Source organism: Salmonella sp. FC25216, from assembly GCF_057751355.1.
Genome location: NZ_JBDGON010000009.1, coordinates 87,824 through 104,635, shown reverse-complemented (window position 1 = coordinate 104,635; position 16,812 = coordinate 87,824). Strand labels below are relative to the sequence as shown.

At 54.2% G+C, this 16,812-nt stretch carries 15 protein-coding genes and 2 pseudogenes; 6 read left to right on the top strand and 11 right to left on the bottom strand.

Annotation, left to right across the window (positions count from 1 at the left end):
• Together osmF and bglX are read right to left on the bottom strand one after the other, a co-directional pair.
• Complete coding sequence (gene osmF / locus AC3G3F_RS18325; protein ID WP_023248301.1) at positions 1–918, bottom strand: glycine betaine ABC transporter substrate-binding protein OsmF; 918 nt, start codon at positions 916–918, stop codon at positions 1–3.
• Positions 919–1,098: 180 nt separating this feature from the next.
• Complete coding sequence (gene bglX / locus AC3G3F_RS18320; RefSeq protein WP_488395491.1) at positions 1,099–3,396, bottom strand: beta-glucosidase BglX; 2,298 nt, start codon at positions 3,394–3,396, stop codon at positions 1,099–1,101.
• A gap of 265 nt (positions 3,397–3,661) precedes the next feature.
• Here bglX and dld point away from each other — a divergent pair, with 265 nt between their 5' ends.
• The gene (gene dld, locus AC3G3F_RS18315; RefSeq protein WP_023248303.1) at positions 3,662–5,392 is read left to right on the top strand and encodes a D-lactate dehydrogenase; all 1,731 of its coding nucleotides are present in this window, start codon (positions 3,662–3,664) and stop codon (positions 5,390–5,392) included.
• Between the two features lie 50 nt (positions 5,393–5,442).
• Here the strand turns inward: dld and pbpG are convergent, their stop codons facing one another.
• Both pbpG and AC3G3F_RS18305 read right to left on the bottom strand, forming a co-directional pair.
• Complete coding sequence (gene pbpG, locus AC3G3F_RS18310; protein ID WP_023248304.1) at positions 5,443–6,390, bottom strand: D-alanyl-D-alanine endopeptidase; 948 nt, start codon at positions 6,388–6,390, stop codon at positions 5,443–5,445.
• A 165-nt stretch (positions 6,391–6,555) separates the two neighbouring features.
• A complete protein-coding gene (locus tag AC3G3F_RS18305) occupies positions 6,556–7,143 on the bottom strand; it encodes a Yip1 family protein (RefSeq protein ID WP_023248305.1) in 588 nt (195 codons plus the stop codon).
• A gap of 158 nt (positions 7,144–7,301) precedes the next feature.
• Here AC3G3F_RS18305 and AC3G3F_RS18300 point away from each other — a divergent pair, with 158 nt between their 5' ends.
• Positions 7,302–7,871, top strand: a complete 570-nt coding sequence (locus AC3G3F_RS18300; protein ID WP_023248306.1) for a DedA family protein — start codon at positions 7,302–7,304, stop codon at positions 7,869–7,871.
• A gap of 47 nt (positions 7,872–7,918) precedes the next feature.
• Here AC3G3F_RS18300 and AC3G3F_RS18295 read toward each other — a convergent pair whose 3' ends face one another.
• Positions 7,919–8,680: an SDR family oxidoreductase gene (locus AC3G3F_RS18295; protein WP_023248307.1), complete on the bottom strand. Its 762-nt coding sequence runs from the start codon at positions 8,678–8,680 to the stop codon at positions 7,919–7,921.
• A gap of 65 nt (positions 8,681–8,745) precedes the next feature.
• A complete protein-coding gene (mdtQ, locus tag AC3G3F_RS18290; protein WP_079796524.1) occupies positions 8,746–10,182 on the bottom strand; it encodes a multidrug resistance outer membrane protein MdtQ in 1,437 nt (478 codons plus the stop codon).
• Between the two features lie 317 nt (positions 10,183–10,499).
• Here mdtQ and yohP point away from each other — a divergent pair, with 317 nt between their 5' ends.
• A complete protein-coding gene (gene yohP / locus AC3G3F_RS18285; RefSeq protein ID WP_000698460.1) occupies positions 10,500–10,583 on the top strand; it encodes a small membrane protein YohP in 84 nt (27 codons plus the stop codon).
• A 57-nt stretch (positions 10,584–10,640) separates the two neighbouring features.
• Here the strand turns inward: yohP and dusC are convergent, their stop codons facing one another.
• From dusC to AC3G3F_RS18260, 5 genes and pseudogenes are all read right to left on the bottom strand, one after another.
• A complete protein-coding gene (gene dusC, locus AC3G3F_RS18280; protein WP_053510439.1) occupies positions 10,641–11,579 on the bottom strand; it encodes a tRNA dihydrouridine(16) synthase DusC in 939 nt (312 codons plus the stop codon).
• Positions 11,580–11,688: 109 nt separating this feature from the next.
• Positions 11,689–12,882 carry a 3-hydroxybenzoate 6-monooxygenase gene (locus tag AC3G3F_RS18275; RefSeq protein WP_023248310.1) on the bottom strand — a complete coding sequence of 398 codons (1,194 nt, stop codon included), beginning with the start codon at positions 12,880–12,882 and terminating at the stop codon, positions 11,689–11,691.
• Positions 12,883–12,896: 14 nt separating this feature from the next.
• The gene (gene maiA / locus AC3G3F_RS18270; protein WP_023248311.1) at positions 12,897–13,541 is read right to left on the bottom strand and encodes a maleylacetoacetate isomerase; all 645 of its coding nucleotides are present in this window, start codon (positions 13,539–13,541) and stop codon (positions 12,897–12,899) included.
• Between the two features lie 8 nt (positions 13,542–13,549).
• Positions 13,550–14,251 (bottom strand): fumarylacetoacetate hydrolase family protein, encoded by a 702-nt coding sequence (locus tag AC3G3F_RS18265; protein WP_023248312.1) that lies wholly within the window; start codon positions 14,249–14,251, stop codon positions 13,550–13,552.
• Between the two features lie 48 nt (positions 14,252–14,299).
• A pseudogene (locus tag AC3G3F_RS18260) lies at positions 14,300–14,902 on the bottom strand (gentisate 1,2-dioxygenase); the annotation flags it as partial.
• A 2-nt stretch (positions 14,903–14,904) separates the two neighbouring features.
• On the opposite strand from AC3G3F_RS18260, the pseudogene AC3G3F_RS18255 reads away from it, so the two are divergent.
• The 3 genes and pseudogenes from AC3G3F_RS18255 to AC3G3F_RS18245 form a co-directional block, all read left to right on the top strand.
• Positions 14,905–15,444 (top strand): annotated as a pseudogene (locus AC3G3F_RS18255) (LysR substrate-binding domain-containing protein); the annotation flags it as partial.
• A gap of 131 nt (positions 15,445–15,575) precedes the next feature.
• Positions 15,576–15,974 (top strand): CidA/LrgA family protein, encoded by a 399-nt coding sequence (locus AC3G3F_RS18250; protein ID WP_023248316.1) that lies wholly within the window; start codon positions 15,576–15,578, stop codon positions 15,972–15,974.
• Positions 15,971–16,666, top strand: coding sequence for a CidB/LrgB family autolysis modulator (locus tag AC3G3F_RS18245; protein WP_023248317.1), 696 nt, complete (start codon positions 15,971–15,973; stop codon positions 16,664–16,666). The genes AC3G3F_RS18250 and AC3G3F_RS18245 overlap by 4 nt, the downstream gene beginning before the upstream one ends.
• Positions 16,667–16,812: the final 146 nt, after the last annotated feature.

Genomic DNA, 16,812 nt, shown 5'->3' with positions numbered 1-16,812 from the left:
TTACTTCACCCACCCTTTTTGTCGGAGGTAATCTGCGGCGACTTTTTTCGCATCCAGTCCTTCTACGGCGATTTTGGCGTTCAACTGTTGCAGCGTTTTCTCATCAAGGCTGGCGAAAACGGGTTGCAGCCAGTCGGCTATCTGCGGATAGGCCTGCAATACCGATTCACGCACTACCGGCGCGGGCGCATAGATAGGCTGGACGCCTTTCGGGTCGCTCAGGGTTTGCAGACCCAGCGCGGCGACCGGGCCGTCGGTACCATACGCCATCGCGGCGTTAACGCCGGATGTTTGTTGCGCGGCGGCTTTGATCGTTACCGCCGTATCGCCGCCCGCCAGCGACAATAGCTGGTTCTGATTCAAGGTAAAATCATAGGCTTTTTCAAATGCCGGTAGCGCATCCGCCCGTTCGATAAATTCCGCAGACGCCGCCAGTTTAAAAGTGCCACCCTCTTTCAGATAACGGCTGAGATCGGCAAGCGAGGAGAGTTTATTTTTTTCAGCGATGTCCTGGCGTACCGCTATGGTCCAGGTGTTGTTTGCCGGCGCAGGCGTCAACCAGACCAGCTTATTCTGCTCCGCATCCTGTTTTTTGACTTTCTCAAAGCCTTGCTTTGCATTCTTCCATGCCGGATCGTTTTCATCTTTAAAAAAGAACGCCCCGTTACCGGTGTATTCCGGATAGATATCCAGCTCTCCGGCGGTAATTGCGCCACGAACGACTGGCGTCGTCCCGAGCTGAATTTTATTGACCGTTTTAACGCCGTGGCCTTCCAGTACCTGCAAAATCATGTTGCCGAGCAGCGCGCCTTCGGTATCAATCTTTGACCCGACCGTCACGGGCGATGCCGCCTGTAGAGGTAAACTCACCGTCGCCAGCAACGCCAGCGAACTTACCCATAGCTTTGTGATCGTCATGATGCTTTCCTCATCCTTTTACGGCCTTTTTCAGAGACTTGAGAAAAAAGCATAGCTGAAAAGTCTGCGTTTAACCTGGGATTTTCCGGCAGGTTAAGTGACATGGCTGGCAATAAAAGGGTGGCAAGGAAAAGACATTGCCAAACAGGACGCTGATATCACGCCCTGTTGACGGCAGGCTTACAGTAGTTCGAACGATCCCTGTTTAACGCGAGCGGAATCCACGCCGATAAAGACGTTGAACTTGCCGGGTTCCGCGTCATATTTCATCTGCTGATTCCAGAACTTCAACGCGTCGATATCAATCGGGAAACTCACGGTTTTACTTTCGCCAGGCTTGAGGGTGATTTTTTCAAAGCCTTTTAATTGCTTCACCGGGCGGCTCAGTGACGCCGTGACATCCTGTAAATACATCTGGATGACCGTTGCCCCTTCGCGTTTACCGGTATTCGTGACCTCTACGCTGGCCGTGACGTTGCCGTCGCGTTTCATTGTCGGCGCGGAGAGCGTGACGTCAGACACCGTAAACGTGGTGTAGCTCAGACCGTAACCAAATGGATAGAGCGGGCCATTCGCTTCGTCAAAATAACGTGAGGTATATTTGTTTGGCTTTTCAGAGTTATACGGGCGTCCCGTATTGAGATGGCTGTAATAGACCGGAATTTGTCCCACCGAACGCGGGAAGGACATCGGCAGTTTGCCTGACGGGTTGTAATCGCCAAACAGCACATCGGCAATGGCGTTGCCGCCTTCCGTCCCGGCAAACCAGGTCTCCAGAATCGCATCGGCCTGTTGATCTTCTTTTACCAGCGCCAGCGGTCTGCCGTTCATTAATACCAGTACCAGCGGCTTACCGGTGGCTTTCAGAGCGGTGATTAAGTCGCGCTGACTCTGTGGAATGGTGATATCGGTACGGCTGGAGGCTTCATGCGCCATCCCCTGCGACTCGCCTACTACCGCGACCACTACATCGGCCTGTTTCGCCGCCTGCACCGCCTCATCAATCATCGCCTGCGGTGAGCGCGGATCGATTTTCACCGCCTCTTCATACAGGTTTAAGAAATCGACGATGCCTTTATCATTAGTGATATTAGCCCCTTTGGCATAGAGGATCTTCGCCCCATCGCCGACGGCATTCTGAATACCCGCCAGCACCGTCACCGACTGATCCGCGACGCCAGCAGCAGACCAGCTTCCCATTACATCACGTTGACTGTCGGCCAGCGGCCCAACAACGGCAATGGTGCCCGATTTTTTCAGCGGCAGCGTTTCCAGCCGGTTTTTCAGCAGCACCACACTTTCCCGCGCCACCTCCCGCGCCTCTTTACGATGCAGGCGGCTTTCGGCATTGGTGTCCGCTGGGTCGCTCTCTTTCGGCCCCAGATGACTGTACGGGTCGTTAAACAATCCCATGTCATATTTTACGTTGAGCACATGGCGCGTCGCGTCGTCCAGTTCCGCCATCGTCACTTTGCCCGACTTAATCAGTCCCGGCAGATATTTGCTGTAATACTCATCCGCCATGCTCATATCCACCCCTGACTTCAGCGCCACGCGCACTGCGTCTTCCGGGTCGGCCGCCGTACCGTGTTTAATCAGTTCCTTAATAGCGCCGTGGTCGGAAACGGTAATTCCCTTAAAGCCCCACTCATTGCGCAGGACATCTTTCAATAGCCAGGAATCTGACGTCGCAGGCGTGCCGTTCAGCGAGTTCAGCGCCACCATCACTGCGCCGCTCCCTGCATCCAGCCCCGCTTTGTACGGCGGCATGTAGTCATTAAACAGACGCTGGGAACTCATATCCACGGTGTTGTATTCTTTACCGCCTTCAACGGCGCCATAGGCGGCAAAATGTTTCACGCTGGTCATTACCGAGTAGCGGTCCGCCGGGCTTTTGCCCTGCATCGCTTTCACCATGGTTTCACCCATGATGGAGGTTAACCAGGTGTCTTCGCCAAAGCCTTCAGAGGCGCGCCCCCAACGCGGATCGCGGGAGACATCCACCATCGGCGCCCAGGTCATATTCAGGCCGTCGTCCGCTGCTTCATACGCCGACACGCGTCCTACGGTTCTTACCGCATCCAGATTAAAAGAAGAAGCCAGACCAAGGCTTATCGGAAAGACGGTTCGCTGGCCGTGTACCACGTCATAGGCAAAAAAGAGAGGAATTTTCAGGCGGCTCAACGCCATCACCTGATCCTGCATTTGACGGATATCCTGGCGGGTGACGGTATTGAAAATCGCCCCGACCTGCCCCTCTTTGATCATCTCGCGAATCGCTTCTTTCGGGTTATCAGGGCCGACGCTAATCAGACGTAACTGACCAATTTTTTCATCGACAGTCATTTTCTTGAGTAAATCGGTGACGAACGCGTCGCGCGCTTCGGGCGTCAGCGGGTGATTGCCAAACAGGTTTTCCGCCAATGCTGGCTGCATCGCCAGGCTCACAGCAACACCTACTGAACATAACCATTTCATGTTGAGTCTCTCTTTATCTTTATCCCGACGAGGCGGTAAAAACAGAATAAAAACCGCAGTTTGCCATAAGCCTAAACGCGAGAAGAGAAGAAAGCGAAGGTTATTCTCTTAATTTTCGCACAGCCGGATACACAACCGCCGGCAAATAGTATCAAGGCGGCAAATGAATGCCGCCAACACAGAGACAATTTGAATGAGAAAGCGTATTGTCATACAAAGCGCTATGCTTAACGCTGATATTTTGTCCCACCACAAGGAGTGGAGAATGTCTTCCATAACAATGACTGATAATAAAACGTTCCTGAATGAGCTGGCCCGCCTGGTAGGCCACTCTCACCTGCTGACAGACCCCGCAAAAACCGCCCGCTATCGCAAGGGTTTCCGTTCCGGTCAGGGCGACGCGCTGGCCGTTGTTTTCCCTGGTTCATTACTGGAACTATGGCGTGTGCTCAACGCCTGCGTTAATGCTGACAAAATTATTCTAATGCAGGCCGCCAACACGGGTCTGACGGAAGGCTCCACGCCGAACGGCAACGACTACGATCGCGATATTGTGATTATCAGCACCCAGCGGCTGGATAAGCTGCACTTACTGGATAGCGGCCAACAGGTTCTGGCCTGGCCCGGTACGACGCTCTATTCGCTGGAAAAAGCGCTTAAACCGCTGGGCCGCGAACCGCACTCGGTGATTGGTTCGTCGTGTATCGGCGCGTCGGTCATCGGCGGCATCTGTAATAACTCCGGCGGCTCGCTGGTGCAGCGCGGCCCAGCCTATACCGAGATGTCGCTCTTTGCCCGTATTGACGAGCAAGGCAAACTGCAACTGGTCAATCATCTGGGTATCGATCTTGGGCATACGCCGGAGCAGATCCTGAGCAAGCTGGATGACGAACGGATTAAAGATGAGGATGTGCGCCACGATGGTCGTCATGCGCACGATCACGACTACGTGACGCGGGTACGAGATATCAACGCCGATACGCCCGCCCGCTATAACGCCGACCCGGACCGTTTGTTTGAATCTTCTGGCTGCGCCGGAAAACTGGCGGTTTTTGCCGTTCGCCTTGATACCTTTGCAGCGGAAAAAAATCAGCAGGTTTTTTATATCGGCACCAATCAGCCCGCGGTACTGACTGAAATTCGTCGGCATATTCTGGCGAACTTCAACAATCTGCCGGTAGCGGGAGAATATATGCATCGCGATATCTACGATATTGCGGAGCAGTACGGTAAAGATACCTTTCTGATGATCGATAAACTCGGCACCGACAAGATGCCGTTCTTTTTCACGCTAAAAGGCCGAACCGATGCGATGCTGGAAAAAGTAAAATTTTTCCGTCCGCATTTCACCGACCGCGCGATGCAGAAATTCGGCCATCTGTTTCCCAGCCATCTGCCGCCGCGGATGAAAAAATGGCGCGATAAATATGAGCATCATCTGCTGTTAAAAATGGCGGGAGACGGCGTCGCAGAAGCGCAACGCTGGCTGAATGAATTTTTTAAATCCGCGGAGGGCGATTTCTTCGCCTGTACGCCGGAAGAAGGCAACAAAGCCTTCCTGCACCGCTTCGCCGCGGCTGGCGCTGCGATTCGTTATCAGGCCGTACACGCCGATGAAGTGGAAGATATCCTGGCGCTGGATATCGCCTTGCGCCGCAACGATACCGACTGGTTCGAGCATCTGCCGCCGGAAATCGACAGCCAACTGGTACATAAACTCTATTACGGCCACTTTATGTGCCACGTTTTTCATCAGGACTATATCGTGAAGAAAGGCGTCGACGTCCATGCACTGAAAGCGCAAATGCTGAAGTTGCTGCAAGCGCGCGGGGCGCAATACCCGGCGGAGCACAACGTTGGACATCTGTATAAAGCGCCGGAAACGCTGACGCGTTTTTATCGGCAAAATGACCCGACCAACAGTATGAACCCCGGTATCGGCAAAACGAGTAAGCGGAAATTCTGGCAGGAAAATACGCCCGACGAGACGCATTAATACTGAGCGGTTTACCGTGAATGCCCGGCGTCTGCCGGGCCTACGGCGACTTAATCGTTCTGTGCGGTTTGCGCCCCGGCATTGGCGCTGGCTGCTGCCATTTGCGCGGCTTTTTGCTTTTTATAGCTCAGCGCGGCAGCCGGAACGGGCATGACTTTACCGGTTTCAATCCATGTACGCAGGCGACTGGCGTCCGCAAAGTGGGTATATTTGCCGAACGCATCCATGACCACCAGCGCGACCGGTTTGTTATTGATCACGGTACGCATCACCAGGCAATGCCCCGCCGCATTGGTAAAGCCGGTTTTCGTTAACTGGATATTCCAGTTATCACGGTAGACCAAATGGTTGGTATTGCGAAACGGCAGCGTATACGCCGGATGCGAGAATGTCGCCATGTCTTCGCGCGTGGTGCTTAGCTGCCCAATCAGCGGGTATTGCTTCGTGGCAATCAGCAGTTTTGTTAAATCCCGCGCGGTCGAGACGTTATGAATCGACAACCCCGTCGGCTCAACGAAGCGGGTATGCGTCATGCCCAACGCTTTCGCCTTCGCATTCATCGCTTTAATAAACGCGTTATAACCGCCAGGATAATAGTGCGCCAGGCTTGCCGCCGCACGGTTTTCGGATGACATCAACGCCAGCAGCAACATATTTTTGCGGCTAATTTCGCTGTTCAGGCGCACGCGGGAGTAAACCCCTTTCATCTCCGGCGTCTGGCTGATATCGACCTTCAGTATTTCATCCAACGGCAATCGCGCGTCGAGCACGACCATCGCCGTCATTAATTTGGTTATTGAGGCAATCGGACGCACCAGATCCGGGTGGTTCGAATAGATCACTTTATTGGTGTTGAGATCAACAATCATTGCGCTACCGGAGGCAATCTCAGGTTGAGACGCCGCGGTTGTCGCTGCCGTTTTCGCCACGGCCTGCGGGGCAAAAGGAACGGCCAACATCAGAGCAAGGCTCAGGAATGAAGCTCGGAATTTCAGCATGATGAGATTTCTGATAATGATTCACGCGCGTCGTAACGCACACCGCCTGAGCTGAGATTTTACTCAAGCTAGCAGTGGCATCATAGCGGCACGCCAGCGTTGCCGCTACAGAAGAATCGTCAGCAAATGCTGCATTGCTGGCTTTTACGCCAGCCCTTTTTCGTATCAGAACAGGCGGTAGCCGTATCCCCACAGGATCACGGTGATTGCCAGTAGCACCTCCAGGACCAGTACGCCGATAGCGAGCGTCGAACTGGAGAAGCTTAATCCTTCCTCCTTATTAATGTTGAGGAAGGTCGGGATACCCAGATACAGCAAATAGCCGGTGTAAAAGAGCGCTACGGCGCCGACCAGAGCGCATAGCCATACCAGCGGATAGAGCGCTACCAGCCCGCTTAAAAAAAGCGGCGTCGCGACATAGCCGGCAAAAACCATACAGCGCGCAAGCGATGGCCGTTGCGGATAGTTTCGCGCCATCCACCAGATGACGCGTCCCATCACCGCGACACCCGCCAGCATCACGCCGTAGAACAAGACCGCCAGCGCAAGACCGGTAAACAGCGAGAGTTGTAACACATTACCGTCGCCAAAATTCCAGCCGATTTGCGTCGTGCCGATAAAGGCGCAGACGACGGGAATCGCCGCCATCAGCAAAACATGGTGCGTATAGTGATGCGAAACGGTTTCGTTTTCGCTTTTGATCACCTTCATTTCCCGATCGGGATGTGAAAAAAGTCCCCATACATGGTTCATACTGCCCCCTTCTGATGACTCAGATGTCAGTATGTTCAAGTATAATTCAGTTTCTGGTTATTTTATGAACAATAAAGAAATAGTCTCCGGCAAAACGTCGGCTTTGCCGCGCACACCTCTTGCCAGGGTGTATGCTTAATGCCGGAGGTGGTTTACGCATGGATATCAACACGCTTATTACGCATTATGGCTATGCGGCGCTGGTTATCGGCAGTATGGCCGAAGGTGAAACCGTTACCCTGTTGGGAGGCGTCGCGGCGCATCAGGGGCTGCTCAAGTTTCCGCTGGTGGTGGTGGCTGTCGCGCTGGGAGGGATGATGGGCGATCAGCTACTTTACCTGTTGGGACGATGCTATGGCGGGAAGATCCTGCGTCGTTTCCCCCGTTATCATACTAAGATTGGTCACGCGCAGAAAATGATCCAACGCCATCCGTATCTGTTTGTGATCGGCACGCGTTTTATGTATGGATTTCGGGTGGTTGGCCCGCTGCTGATTGGCGCCAGCCGCCTGCCGCCTAAAATTTTTCTGCCGCTGAATATTGTAGGCGCGCTGGTCTGGGCGCTGCTGTTTACCACGCTGGGATATCTTGGCGGCGAGGTGATCGCGCCATGGCTGCACGACCTCGATCAGCATCTCAGACACGGGGTCTGGCTGATTCTGGCCGTCGTACTGGTAGTGGGCGTGCGCTGGTGGCTGAAAAGACGCGGCAAAGCAGAGGCCCGTTAAACCGATGGTATCCGGATGGCATAACGCCGCCATCCGGCCCCCGGCGTTTATTTTGCGTTGAATTGCGGATTCGCCAGCATAAACCCGCCGTCGACAATCAGCGACTGACCGGTGGTATAGCTTGCGCCTTCCGAACACAGCCAGGCGACGAGGCTGGCTATTTCATGCGTAGAGCCAGGTCGGGCGATAGGGATCGAAGGTTCCGATCCCGGCTCGATGTCGCTGTCATCCATATCGTTCATCGGCGTGGCGATAGCGCCTGGCGCGACGGCGTTGACCAAAATATGATGCTCAATCAGTTCCAGCGCCATGGATTTAGTCAATCCGCCCAGCGCATGTTTCGCCGCGGTATAGGCGCTGGCTTCCGGAAGCGGCGTATGCTCATGGACGGAGGTGATGTTGATAATGCGCCCTCCCTCTCCTTGTTTAATCATATGCCGGGCGGCGATCTGCGCACAGAGAAACGCGCCGTCGACATCCACGGTAAAAATTTGCCGCCACTGCGTAAACGGCATATCAATAAACGCGGATTTGGTCATCGCCCCGGCATTATTGACCAGCACATCAACGCGCCCCAGACGCTGGATAAGATGCTCAATGGCCTGCGCGCCCTCGGGCAACTGGCTCAGGTCAAGATGAATGGTCTCTGCCCGCACGCCAAATTGCGCCGCTTTTTTCGCCGTCTCCTGCGCGCCGCGTTGATCGGAATGCCAGGTGATACCAATATCAAAACCGTTTTGCGCTAATAACAACGCACACGTTTTGCCAATTCCCGAATCTGATGCCGTTACAATTGCAACTTTGGTCATATTCCTCTCCGGATGAATCATACACAGCCTAAGTATAGGAACCCTGTCTGAATCATCCGGAAAAATCAGGAATGATAACCGCCGCCCAGCGCGCTGGTAAGCTGAATGGAAGCGTCCAGCCACTGGCCCTGCAACAACAAGCCGTTACACTGCTCGCGCAGTGCCGGGATTTTGGCCTCGCTCACGCGGGAACCCGCGATAACGCCGGCATTAAAGCGCGCTTGCGCCAGACCGACCACACGCTGCGCATCATGCTCAATCTGCTGCTGATGCTGATTTTTCTGCGCCAGCGTTTCCACCTGACTGGCGGTGCGCGCCACATCATTAACCGCATCTACCACCGCTTTGTTGTAGTTGGCGATAGAAAGGTTACTTTGCGCTTTGGTCATATCGAGGTTGGCATTCAGCCTGCCGCTGTCGAAAATCGGCAGCGTCAGCCCGCCGGTAATGCCATATTGCTGTGCGGAATGGCGGAACAGATCGCTCAGATGTAACGCATCCTGTTGTAAAAAAGCCATCAGATTGATATCGGGATAAAACGCTGCCTTCGCCGCGTTAATGCTGCTTAACGAGGATTCAATATACCAGTGCGCAGCCTGCAAATCCGCTCGACGCGCCAGCAGCGAATAGCCCAACTGCGACGGTAGCTGGCTTTCAACGGCGGGGAGACTCATCTGACGCAGTTTTAGGGCCGCCGATTGCGTATTGGTTAACGCGCTGAGCCGCGCCTCAATGACCTTCATTTTACCGTTAACGTCATTCAACTGCTGCTGGGTTTTACTGGCGTCGATATCGGTTTCAACCCCCTCGACGGAAGAGGTAATCCCGTGTTGATACAACTCCCGGTTTACCGCCACCACGTTTTGCTGCTCATGCTCGATTTGCGTCAGCACATTTTTCAACGCCGCCTGCGTTTGCCACTCCCAGTAGAGTCGCGCCACACCGCTTGCCAGCAGTTGCCGGGTCTGTTCCTGCTCCGCTTCGCGCGCTTTGACCGCCCCGATCCGCGCGGTAACTTCAGCGCGGTTTTTCCCCCATAAATCCAGATCCCAGCCCGCCGTCAGACCGAATGTGCCGTTGGTATACCACGGCCCGGTCGTTCCCGCGGCGGGATCGGTAATCGCGAATGGCCCCATCAGCCCTTCCGCGGACATTCGCTGGCGCTCAATGTCGGCAGAAAAGTCGAGTTGCGGACCGTCCTGCGCCTCAACCGCTTTGGCCTGCGCTTCCGCCAGTTGAATACGCTGTTCAGCCACCTGCATATCCGGCGAATGCTGTATGGCATTATCAATCAGCGCGTCAAGCTGCGCGTCGTGATACGCCTTCCACCACTGGCTATCCGGCCAACCGTTTTTCAACGCCGCCGGCAGGCTGGAATCAACATGAGAAGAGGGCGTCTGCTGGGTCAGCGACTGACGGGTATCATGCATGGGGGCACAGCCCGCCAGCAAAATAAAAAGCGGCAAGCTCGCTGTCGCGGCAAGGAAAGGATTACGATTCATGGAGGTGTTCTGATAAAAAAAGGTACGCAGAGAGTACGTCTTACGGCGATCTATTTTTTAGTTACGCGTGGCAATACATCATCAGACAATAAAAGATATATTTCGAAATTTATATGATTAGCAAATAATTTCATCTGATACATTTTTTGATATGATATTTCAATACAAAGTCCCACTAACCCGTTAATAAATGAACGATTTTACTGCAATACGCGCCAGCAGCCTTCATGAGTTAAACGTCGCCGCGCCCAACGAGGCAGCAGATGGCTTAATACTTTCCTATACTTTGTTTGTATTTACCAATAAAGGGACAAACAATGAAAATTCTTCTATGGGCAATCTTAATTATTTTTCTGATTGGGCTGTTGGTGGTAACGGGCGTATTTAAGATGATTTTCTGATGCCTGCGCCGGGGAGCGATAATGTCTGCCCGGCACACTTTCTGGACGCTATAAAGATTAGATTTTAATAGCCTGAATCGCCCGCGCAATCTCGGACGAACGGTTTAACGCCCGAATCGACTGAAAGAGTTCCGTCGCCTCGATATATTCTTTACGTAGATATCCCAGCCACTGTTTAATACGCGCGACATGATACAGACCGGTATCGCCCTGCTTTTCCAGTCGGGTATATTTTTGTAATAACGCAACCACTTCCGGCCACGGCATACGCGGTTCGTTATACTTCACCACCCGGCTCAGGTTAGGAATATTTAACGCCCCGCGGCCAATCATCACCGCATCACAGCTGCTGGTCGCCATACATGCCTGCGCGCTCTGCCAGTCCCAAATTTCGCCATTAGCGATAACCGGAATAGTCAGACGCTGGCGTATTTCGCCGATCGCCTGCCAGTCGATATGCTCGGCGCGGTAGCCCTGCGCTTTGGTACGGCCATGCACCACCAGTTCACTGGCGCCGGCCTGCTGCACCGCATCGGCGATTTCAAATTTTCTATCGCCACTATCCCAACCGAGGCGCACCTTTACCGTCACCGGCAGATGCGACGGCACCGCGGCCCGCATCGCTTTCGCGCCCTGATAGATGAGCTCGGGATCTTTGAGCAATGTCGCGCCGCCGCCGCTGCCGTTCACCACTTTTGACGGACAGCCGCAGTTCAGGTCCACGCCATACGATCCCAACGCCGCCGCCCGCGCGGCGTTTTCCGCCAGCCACTGCGGATGCTGGCCCAGAAGCTGAATACGCACCGGCGTGCCGGAGGGCGTGCGGCTGGCGTGAAGCAACTCCGGGCAGATGCGATGAAACACTTTTACCGGCAGAAGCTGATCCACCACGCGCACAAATTCGGTGATGCAGAGATCGTAATCATTCACTTCGGTCAGCAGCTCGCGCACTAACGCGTCGAGCACGCCTTCCATCGGCGCCAGTAAAACCCGCATATCGGTATCCACAGCAAAAAAAGAGGCGCTATCATAACGCCTCTCTGCGATGAGCAAAACTTTTTGCCGGATGGCGGCGCAAACGCCACGCTACGTCACGTAAAAGTGCTCAGCGCGGCTCAAGACAGTTATCTTCTTTCCAGCCGTACAGCCATTCGATACCGCGATAAAACGCCTCCTGCGATTTCCCTTTCCACAACAGATTACGCACCTGACGCTGCACCCCGGCGGCGTGATAGAGACGCCCCATCTCTCGGGTAGACCAGACGATACGCGCCGTGCGGGGAATACGCACCGACTCATACAGCGCAAATGCCTGCTGCGCGTCGCCATCGCAGCGTTCCAGCGCTTTGCCCAGCGTGACGGCGTCTTCCAGCGCCATACAGGCGCCCTGGGCCATATATTGCGCCACCGGATGCGCGGCGTCGCCCACCAGGGTAATACGCTCGGTTCCCCATTTCGCGACCGGCTCACGATCGGCGGTCGACCAGCGGCGCCAGGAGGTCGGCTTATCCAGCATCTGACGCGGGCGGGGATGAATACCGGCAAAATAAGAGAGCACCTCTTCTTTACTGCCGTCTTTCACGCCCCACTCTTCTTGCTGGCGGCTATGGAATGTCACCACCAGATTGTACTGTTGACCTCCGCGCAGCGGATAATGGACCAGGTGACAATGCGGGCCTGCCCACAGCACTGGCGCGTTAATACGTAAATCTTCCGGCATATCGTTGCAATCAATCACCGCCCGATAGACTACATGCCCCGTTACGCGCGGCGCGTCGCCGAGTAAACTTTGCCGCACTACCGATTTAACACCGTCGCAGCCCACGAGAATATCCGCCGTCCAGCTATTGCCCTGCTCATCAAACACCGTAACATCATCCGGCGTCTGGCGGATATCGACAATATGGGTCGAGGTACGATACTCCACACCAGGGTGCGTCAGCGCCGCTTCCCATACCGTTGCATGAATATCTACCCGGTGAATTACCGCATACGGCCCGCCAAAATGGTCGCGGAACGCCTGTCCGGTTTCAATGCGTACCACTTCTTCGGCATTCACGGCATCCATCATAGTAATGTGATCGGTAAACACCGCACGCTGGCGGGCAACATCGCCCACACCGAGACTATCCAGTGCCGAAAAAGCGTTCGGCCCAAGCTGAATACCCGCGCCAATCTCGCCAATTTCGTGCGCTTTTTCCAGCAGCATGACTTTTATTCCCTGGCGCGCCAGCGACAGCGCGGTCGCCGCGCCACCGATTCCGCCACCTACAATAATTGCGCTTGTCACGTTAGTCATGATCATTCTCCTTTTCAGGCCGGGATTTTATCTTGTTGATTTTCCGGTGCGGCGGCAATAAACGCCGGTAGCTGCACGCAGGCGTCATAAACGGCTTTGCAGCGCGAATAGCCTGACAAATCACAGCCCATCCTGAGCGCATTCGCCCACTGAGGAATCAGGCAGCAGTCCGCAAGACCTGGCGCGTCGCCCACGCAGAATGTTCCGGGCTGACTTTTACGCAATAGCTGCTCCACCGCGCTTAACCCTTGCTGTATCCAGTGGGCATACCAGCGTTTTTTCTGCTCTTCGCTAACCTTCAGCTCATCGGTCAGATAGCGCAACACGCGCAAGTTATTAATCGGATGAATATCGCAGGCGATGGTGTAGACAATTTCCAGCGCGTGGCTGCGCGCCGGATCGCTCGTCGGCAGCAGCGGCGTTTGCGGAAAATGTCGGTCCAGCCAGTCGACGATGGCCAGCGATTGCCCCAACGATTCGCCGTCATCAGTGACCAGCGTCGGCACCAGGCCTACCGGGTTCATCCGTCGGTAGGCCAGCGCATTCTGCTGACCGATACGAATATTGACGCCCACCGTCTGGTAATCGATCCCCTTTAACGCCAGCGCAATACGTACGCGATAAGACGCCGAACTATTAAAGAAACTGTACAGCTTCATCGTTCACCTCAGACAATTTTCACAGCAATGGGCGTCAGACCTTCCACGTTCCCGGTGATGACATCCCCTTTCACCACCGCGCCCACCCCCTCTGGCGTACCGGTGAAAATCAAATCGCCTGGCTGCAATTCAAAGAAGCCGGATAAATAGCTGATGGTTTCATTCACCGACCAAATCAGATGGCGAATATCGCTGCGCTGATGGTCCTCGCCGTTAACCTGTAGCCAAATAGGGGCATTATCCACATTATGCGTTTCAGCGGCTTTGTGTAATGGCGCAACAGGCGCGGAGAGATCGAACGCTTTACCAATTTCCCACGGGCGTCCCATCTGGCGCATTTCCATCTGACGATCGCGACGCGTCATATCCAGACCGGTGGCGTATCCCCAGACATATTCATGGGCTTTTTCCAGCGGAATATCACCCCCCTTTTTACCAATCGCCACCACCAGCTCAATTTCATAATGGTAGTTATCGGTCTGCGCCGGATACGGCAGTTCCAGGGTGTTTCCCGCCGCAACCGGGACGACAGCGTCCGCCGGTTTACAAAAGAAGAACGGCGGTTCGCGATCGGGATCAAAGCCCATTTCGCGGGCATGGGCGGCATAGTTGCGACCCACGCAGTAAACGCGACGTACCGGAAACTGCTCATCACTGCCCGCTACCGGTACAGTCACCGGTGCCTGCGGCTGGAATACATATTTGGTCATGTTCTCTCTCCCTAATTAATAACGTGCTTCACGGAACAGCCCCAGGGCTTACTGAACCGGCTTGTCCGAAAAGCTGAATAACACCGTGTCTTCGCTGCTGCGAAACGACACCTCATGCCAGGTTGGCGCCACAAAAATGTCTTTTGCGGAAAAATGCAAGGTTTCGTTGCCGATAGTGACTTGCCCTGCCCCTTCAACGACGTGGTAGATAGTGCTGTCGGTGCTCCGCGCCACACGCGAGGCAAAGCCTTTTGGCAACAGTTGCAGGAACGCGCCCATCGACGGCATCGGATAACCGCCGGTAACGGGATTAACGTAACGTAGCTTGTAACCTTCCCACTCATCAGGATCGCCCATACGGATCAGATCGTGCAGCGCCTCGCGACTGCGGTCGTAGCGGTAGTTGAAAATCGGCGACGAGTTCCCGCGCTGGTGGCGCAGCGGCAGCATATTCGCCGCATAGCGCGGCAGATAATCGCCCTCTTTTCGCGTTACCGGCTGCTGATCTTCGGGATAGTCTTCCGCAAAACCACAGCCCAGGAGGTTGACTAACGGCAGATCCAGACCATCCAGCCATACCACCGGATCTGACCCCGGATTACCATGATCGTGCCAGCGCCACTGCGGCGTCAGGATAAAATCGCCGCTATGCGATGCCGACCCTGCATCTGAATATTGAAGAGAAAGTAATGACGCCGCTGCTGCACGATCTGCTTGTCGGCCAGGTGGATGTGGTGGTAGGCCGTGTAGGCGGACGCGCCCTGCAACTGCCGCTTAATTATCAGGTACTTTATACCGAGCCGGTCTGCTTTGTGGCGCGTCCGCACCATCCGCTGGTCGCGCGAGCACAGATCGCCTGGAGCGATCTGGCGCACTGGCGGTGGATAGTCTGGCCAACCGGCACCCCTATTCGCATCAGTATTGATAACGCCCTCGTCGATAACGGCGTAATGCTCCCGGAAAACACCATTGAATCGGCGTCAATGAACGTCAGCACCAATTTGCTGCAAAGCAGCGATATGATCTCTATTCTTTCTTTACGGCTGGCGCAACGCTATGCCAGCCAGGGGCAACTGGCGATTTTAAACTTGCCAAAAATTGAGCAAAAAGGCAGCGTAGGGATGTTCTGGCGTAAGAATGAGACGCCCTCTTTGGCCCTGAGTCGCTTTTTATATTTTTTAGCCCAGGTTTAACGCCGCCGACCAGGAGTATTGCCCAATGTTCCTGCTGTCTATACCCACTATGCTAAGAATTCATGATGTGATCGGTAGCACGTTTTAACGTTTAATTGTATGATGAATCTATCTCATCAAGGGCTTTAAACATGAGTAAGTCACTGAATATTATCTGGCAATATATACGCGCTTTTGTATTGATTTATGCCTGTCTGTACGCAGGCATTTTCCTTGCATCGCTGCTTCCTATCACTATTCCCGGCAGCATTATCGGGATGTTAATTCTGTTTGTTTTGCTGGCGCTGCAAATTCTGCCGGCAAAATGGGTTAACCCCGGCTGTTATGTGCTAATTCGTTATATGGCGCTGCTGTTTGTGCCGATTGGCGTCGGGGTCATGCAATATTTTGATTTACTGCGCGCGCAATTCGGCCCGGTGGTGGTCTCTTGCGCTATCAGTACGCTGGTCGTTTTTGTGGTCGTGAGCTGGAGCTCACACCTGATACACGGTGAACGTAAAGTGGTTGGGCAGAAAGGATCGAAAAAATGATGGCATATATCTGGTGGTCGTTACCGCTGACGCTGGCGGTATTTTTCGCCGCTCGCAGACTGGCGGCGCATTTTAAAATGCCGTTGCTGAACCCGTTGCTGGTGGCAATGGTAGTTATTATTCCTTTTCTGTTGCTGACCGGTATTCCCTACGATCACTACTTCAAAGGCAGCGAAGTACTTAACGATCTGCTGCAACCGGCGGTGGTAGCGCTGGCCTATCCCCTTTATGAACAGTTGCACCAGATTCGCGCGCGCTGGAAATCCATTATTAGTATCTGTTTTCTCGGTAGCATGGTAGCGATGATTACCGGGACATCCGTCGCGTTGCTGATGGGTGCAACGCCTGAAATCGCGGCATCGGTGCTACCTAAATCCGTTACTACACCTATCGCGATGGCGGTGGGTGGCAGCATCGGCGGCATCCCCGCGATCAGCGCGGTATGCGTGATTTTTGTCGGTATTCTGGGCGCGGTGTTTGGTCACACGCTGTTAAACGCGATGCACATCCGTACTAAAGCCGCGCGCGGGCTGGCGATGGGTACCGCCTCGCATGCGCTTGGTACCGCGCGCTGCGCCGAGCTGGATTACCAGGAAGGCGCGTTTAGCTCCCTGGCGCTGGTAATCTGCGGCATTATTACCTCGCTGGCAGCACCGTTTTTGTTTCCGCTCATTCTGGCGGTAATGCGCTAACGACGGGACAAAAGACTGGGTTAAAATTTGCGATGCGTCGCGCATTTTTCATTTAAGTTTCACAAGTTGCATAAGCAATGAGATTTAGATCACATATTCAGACATGACAGGCCCGTAAACTACGGTTCCATTACATTGTTATGAGG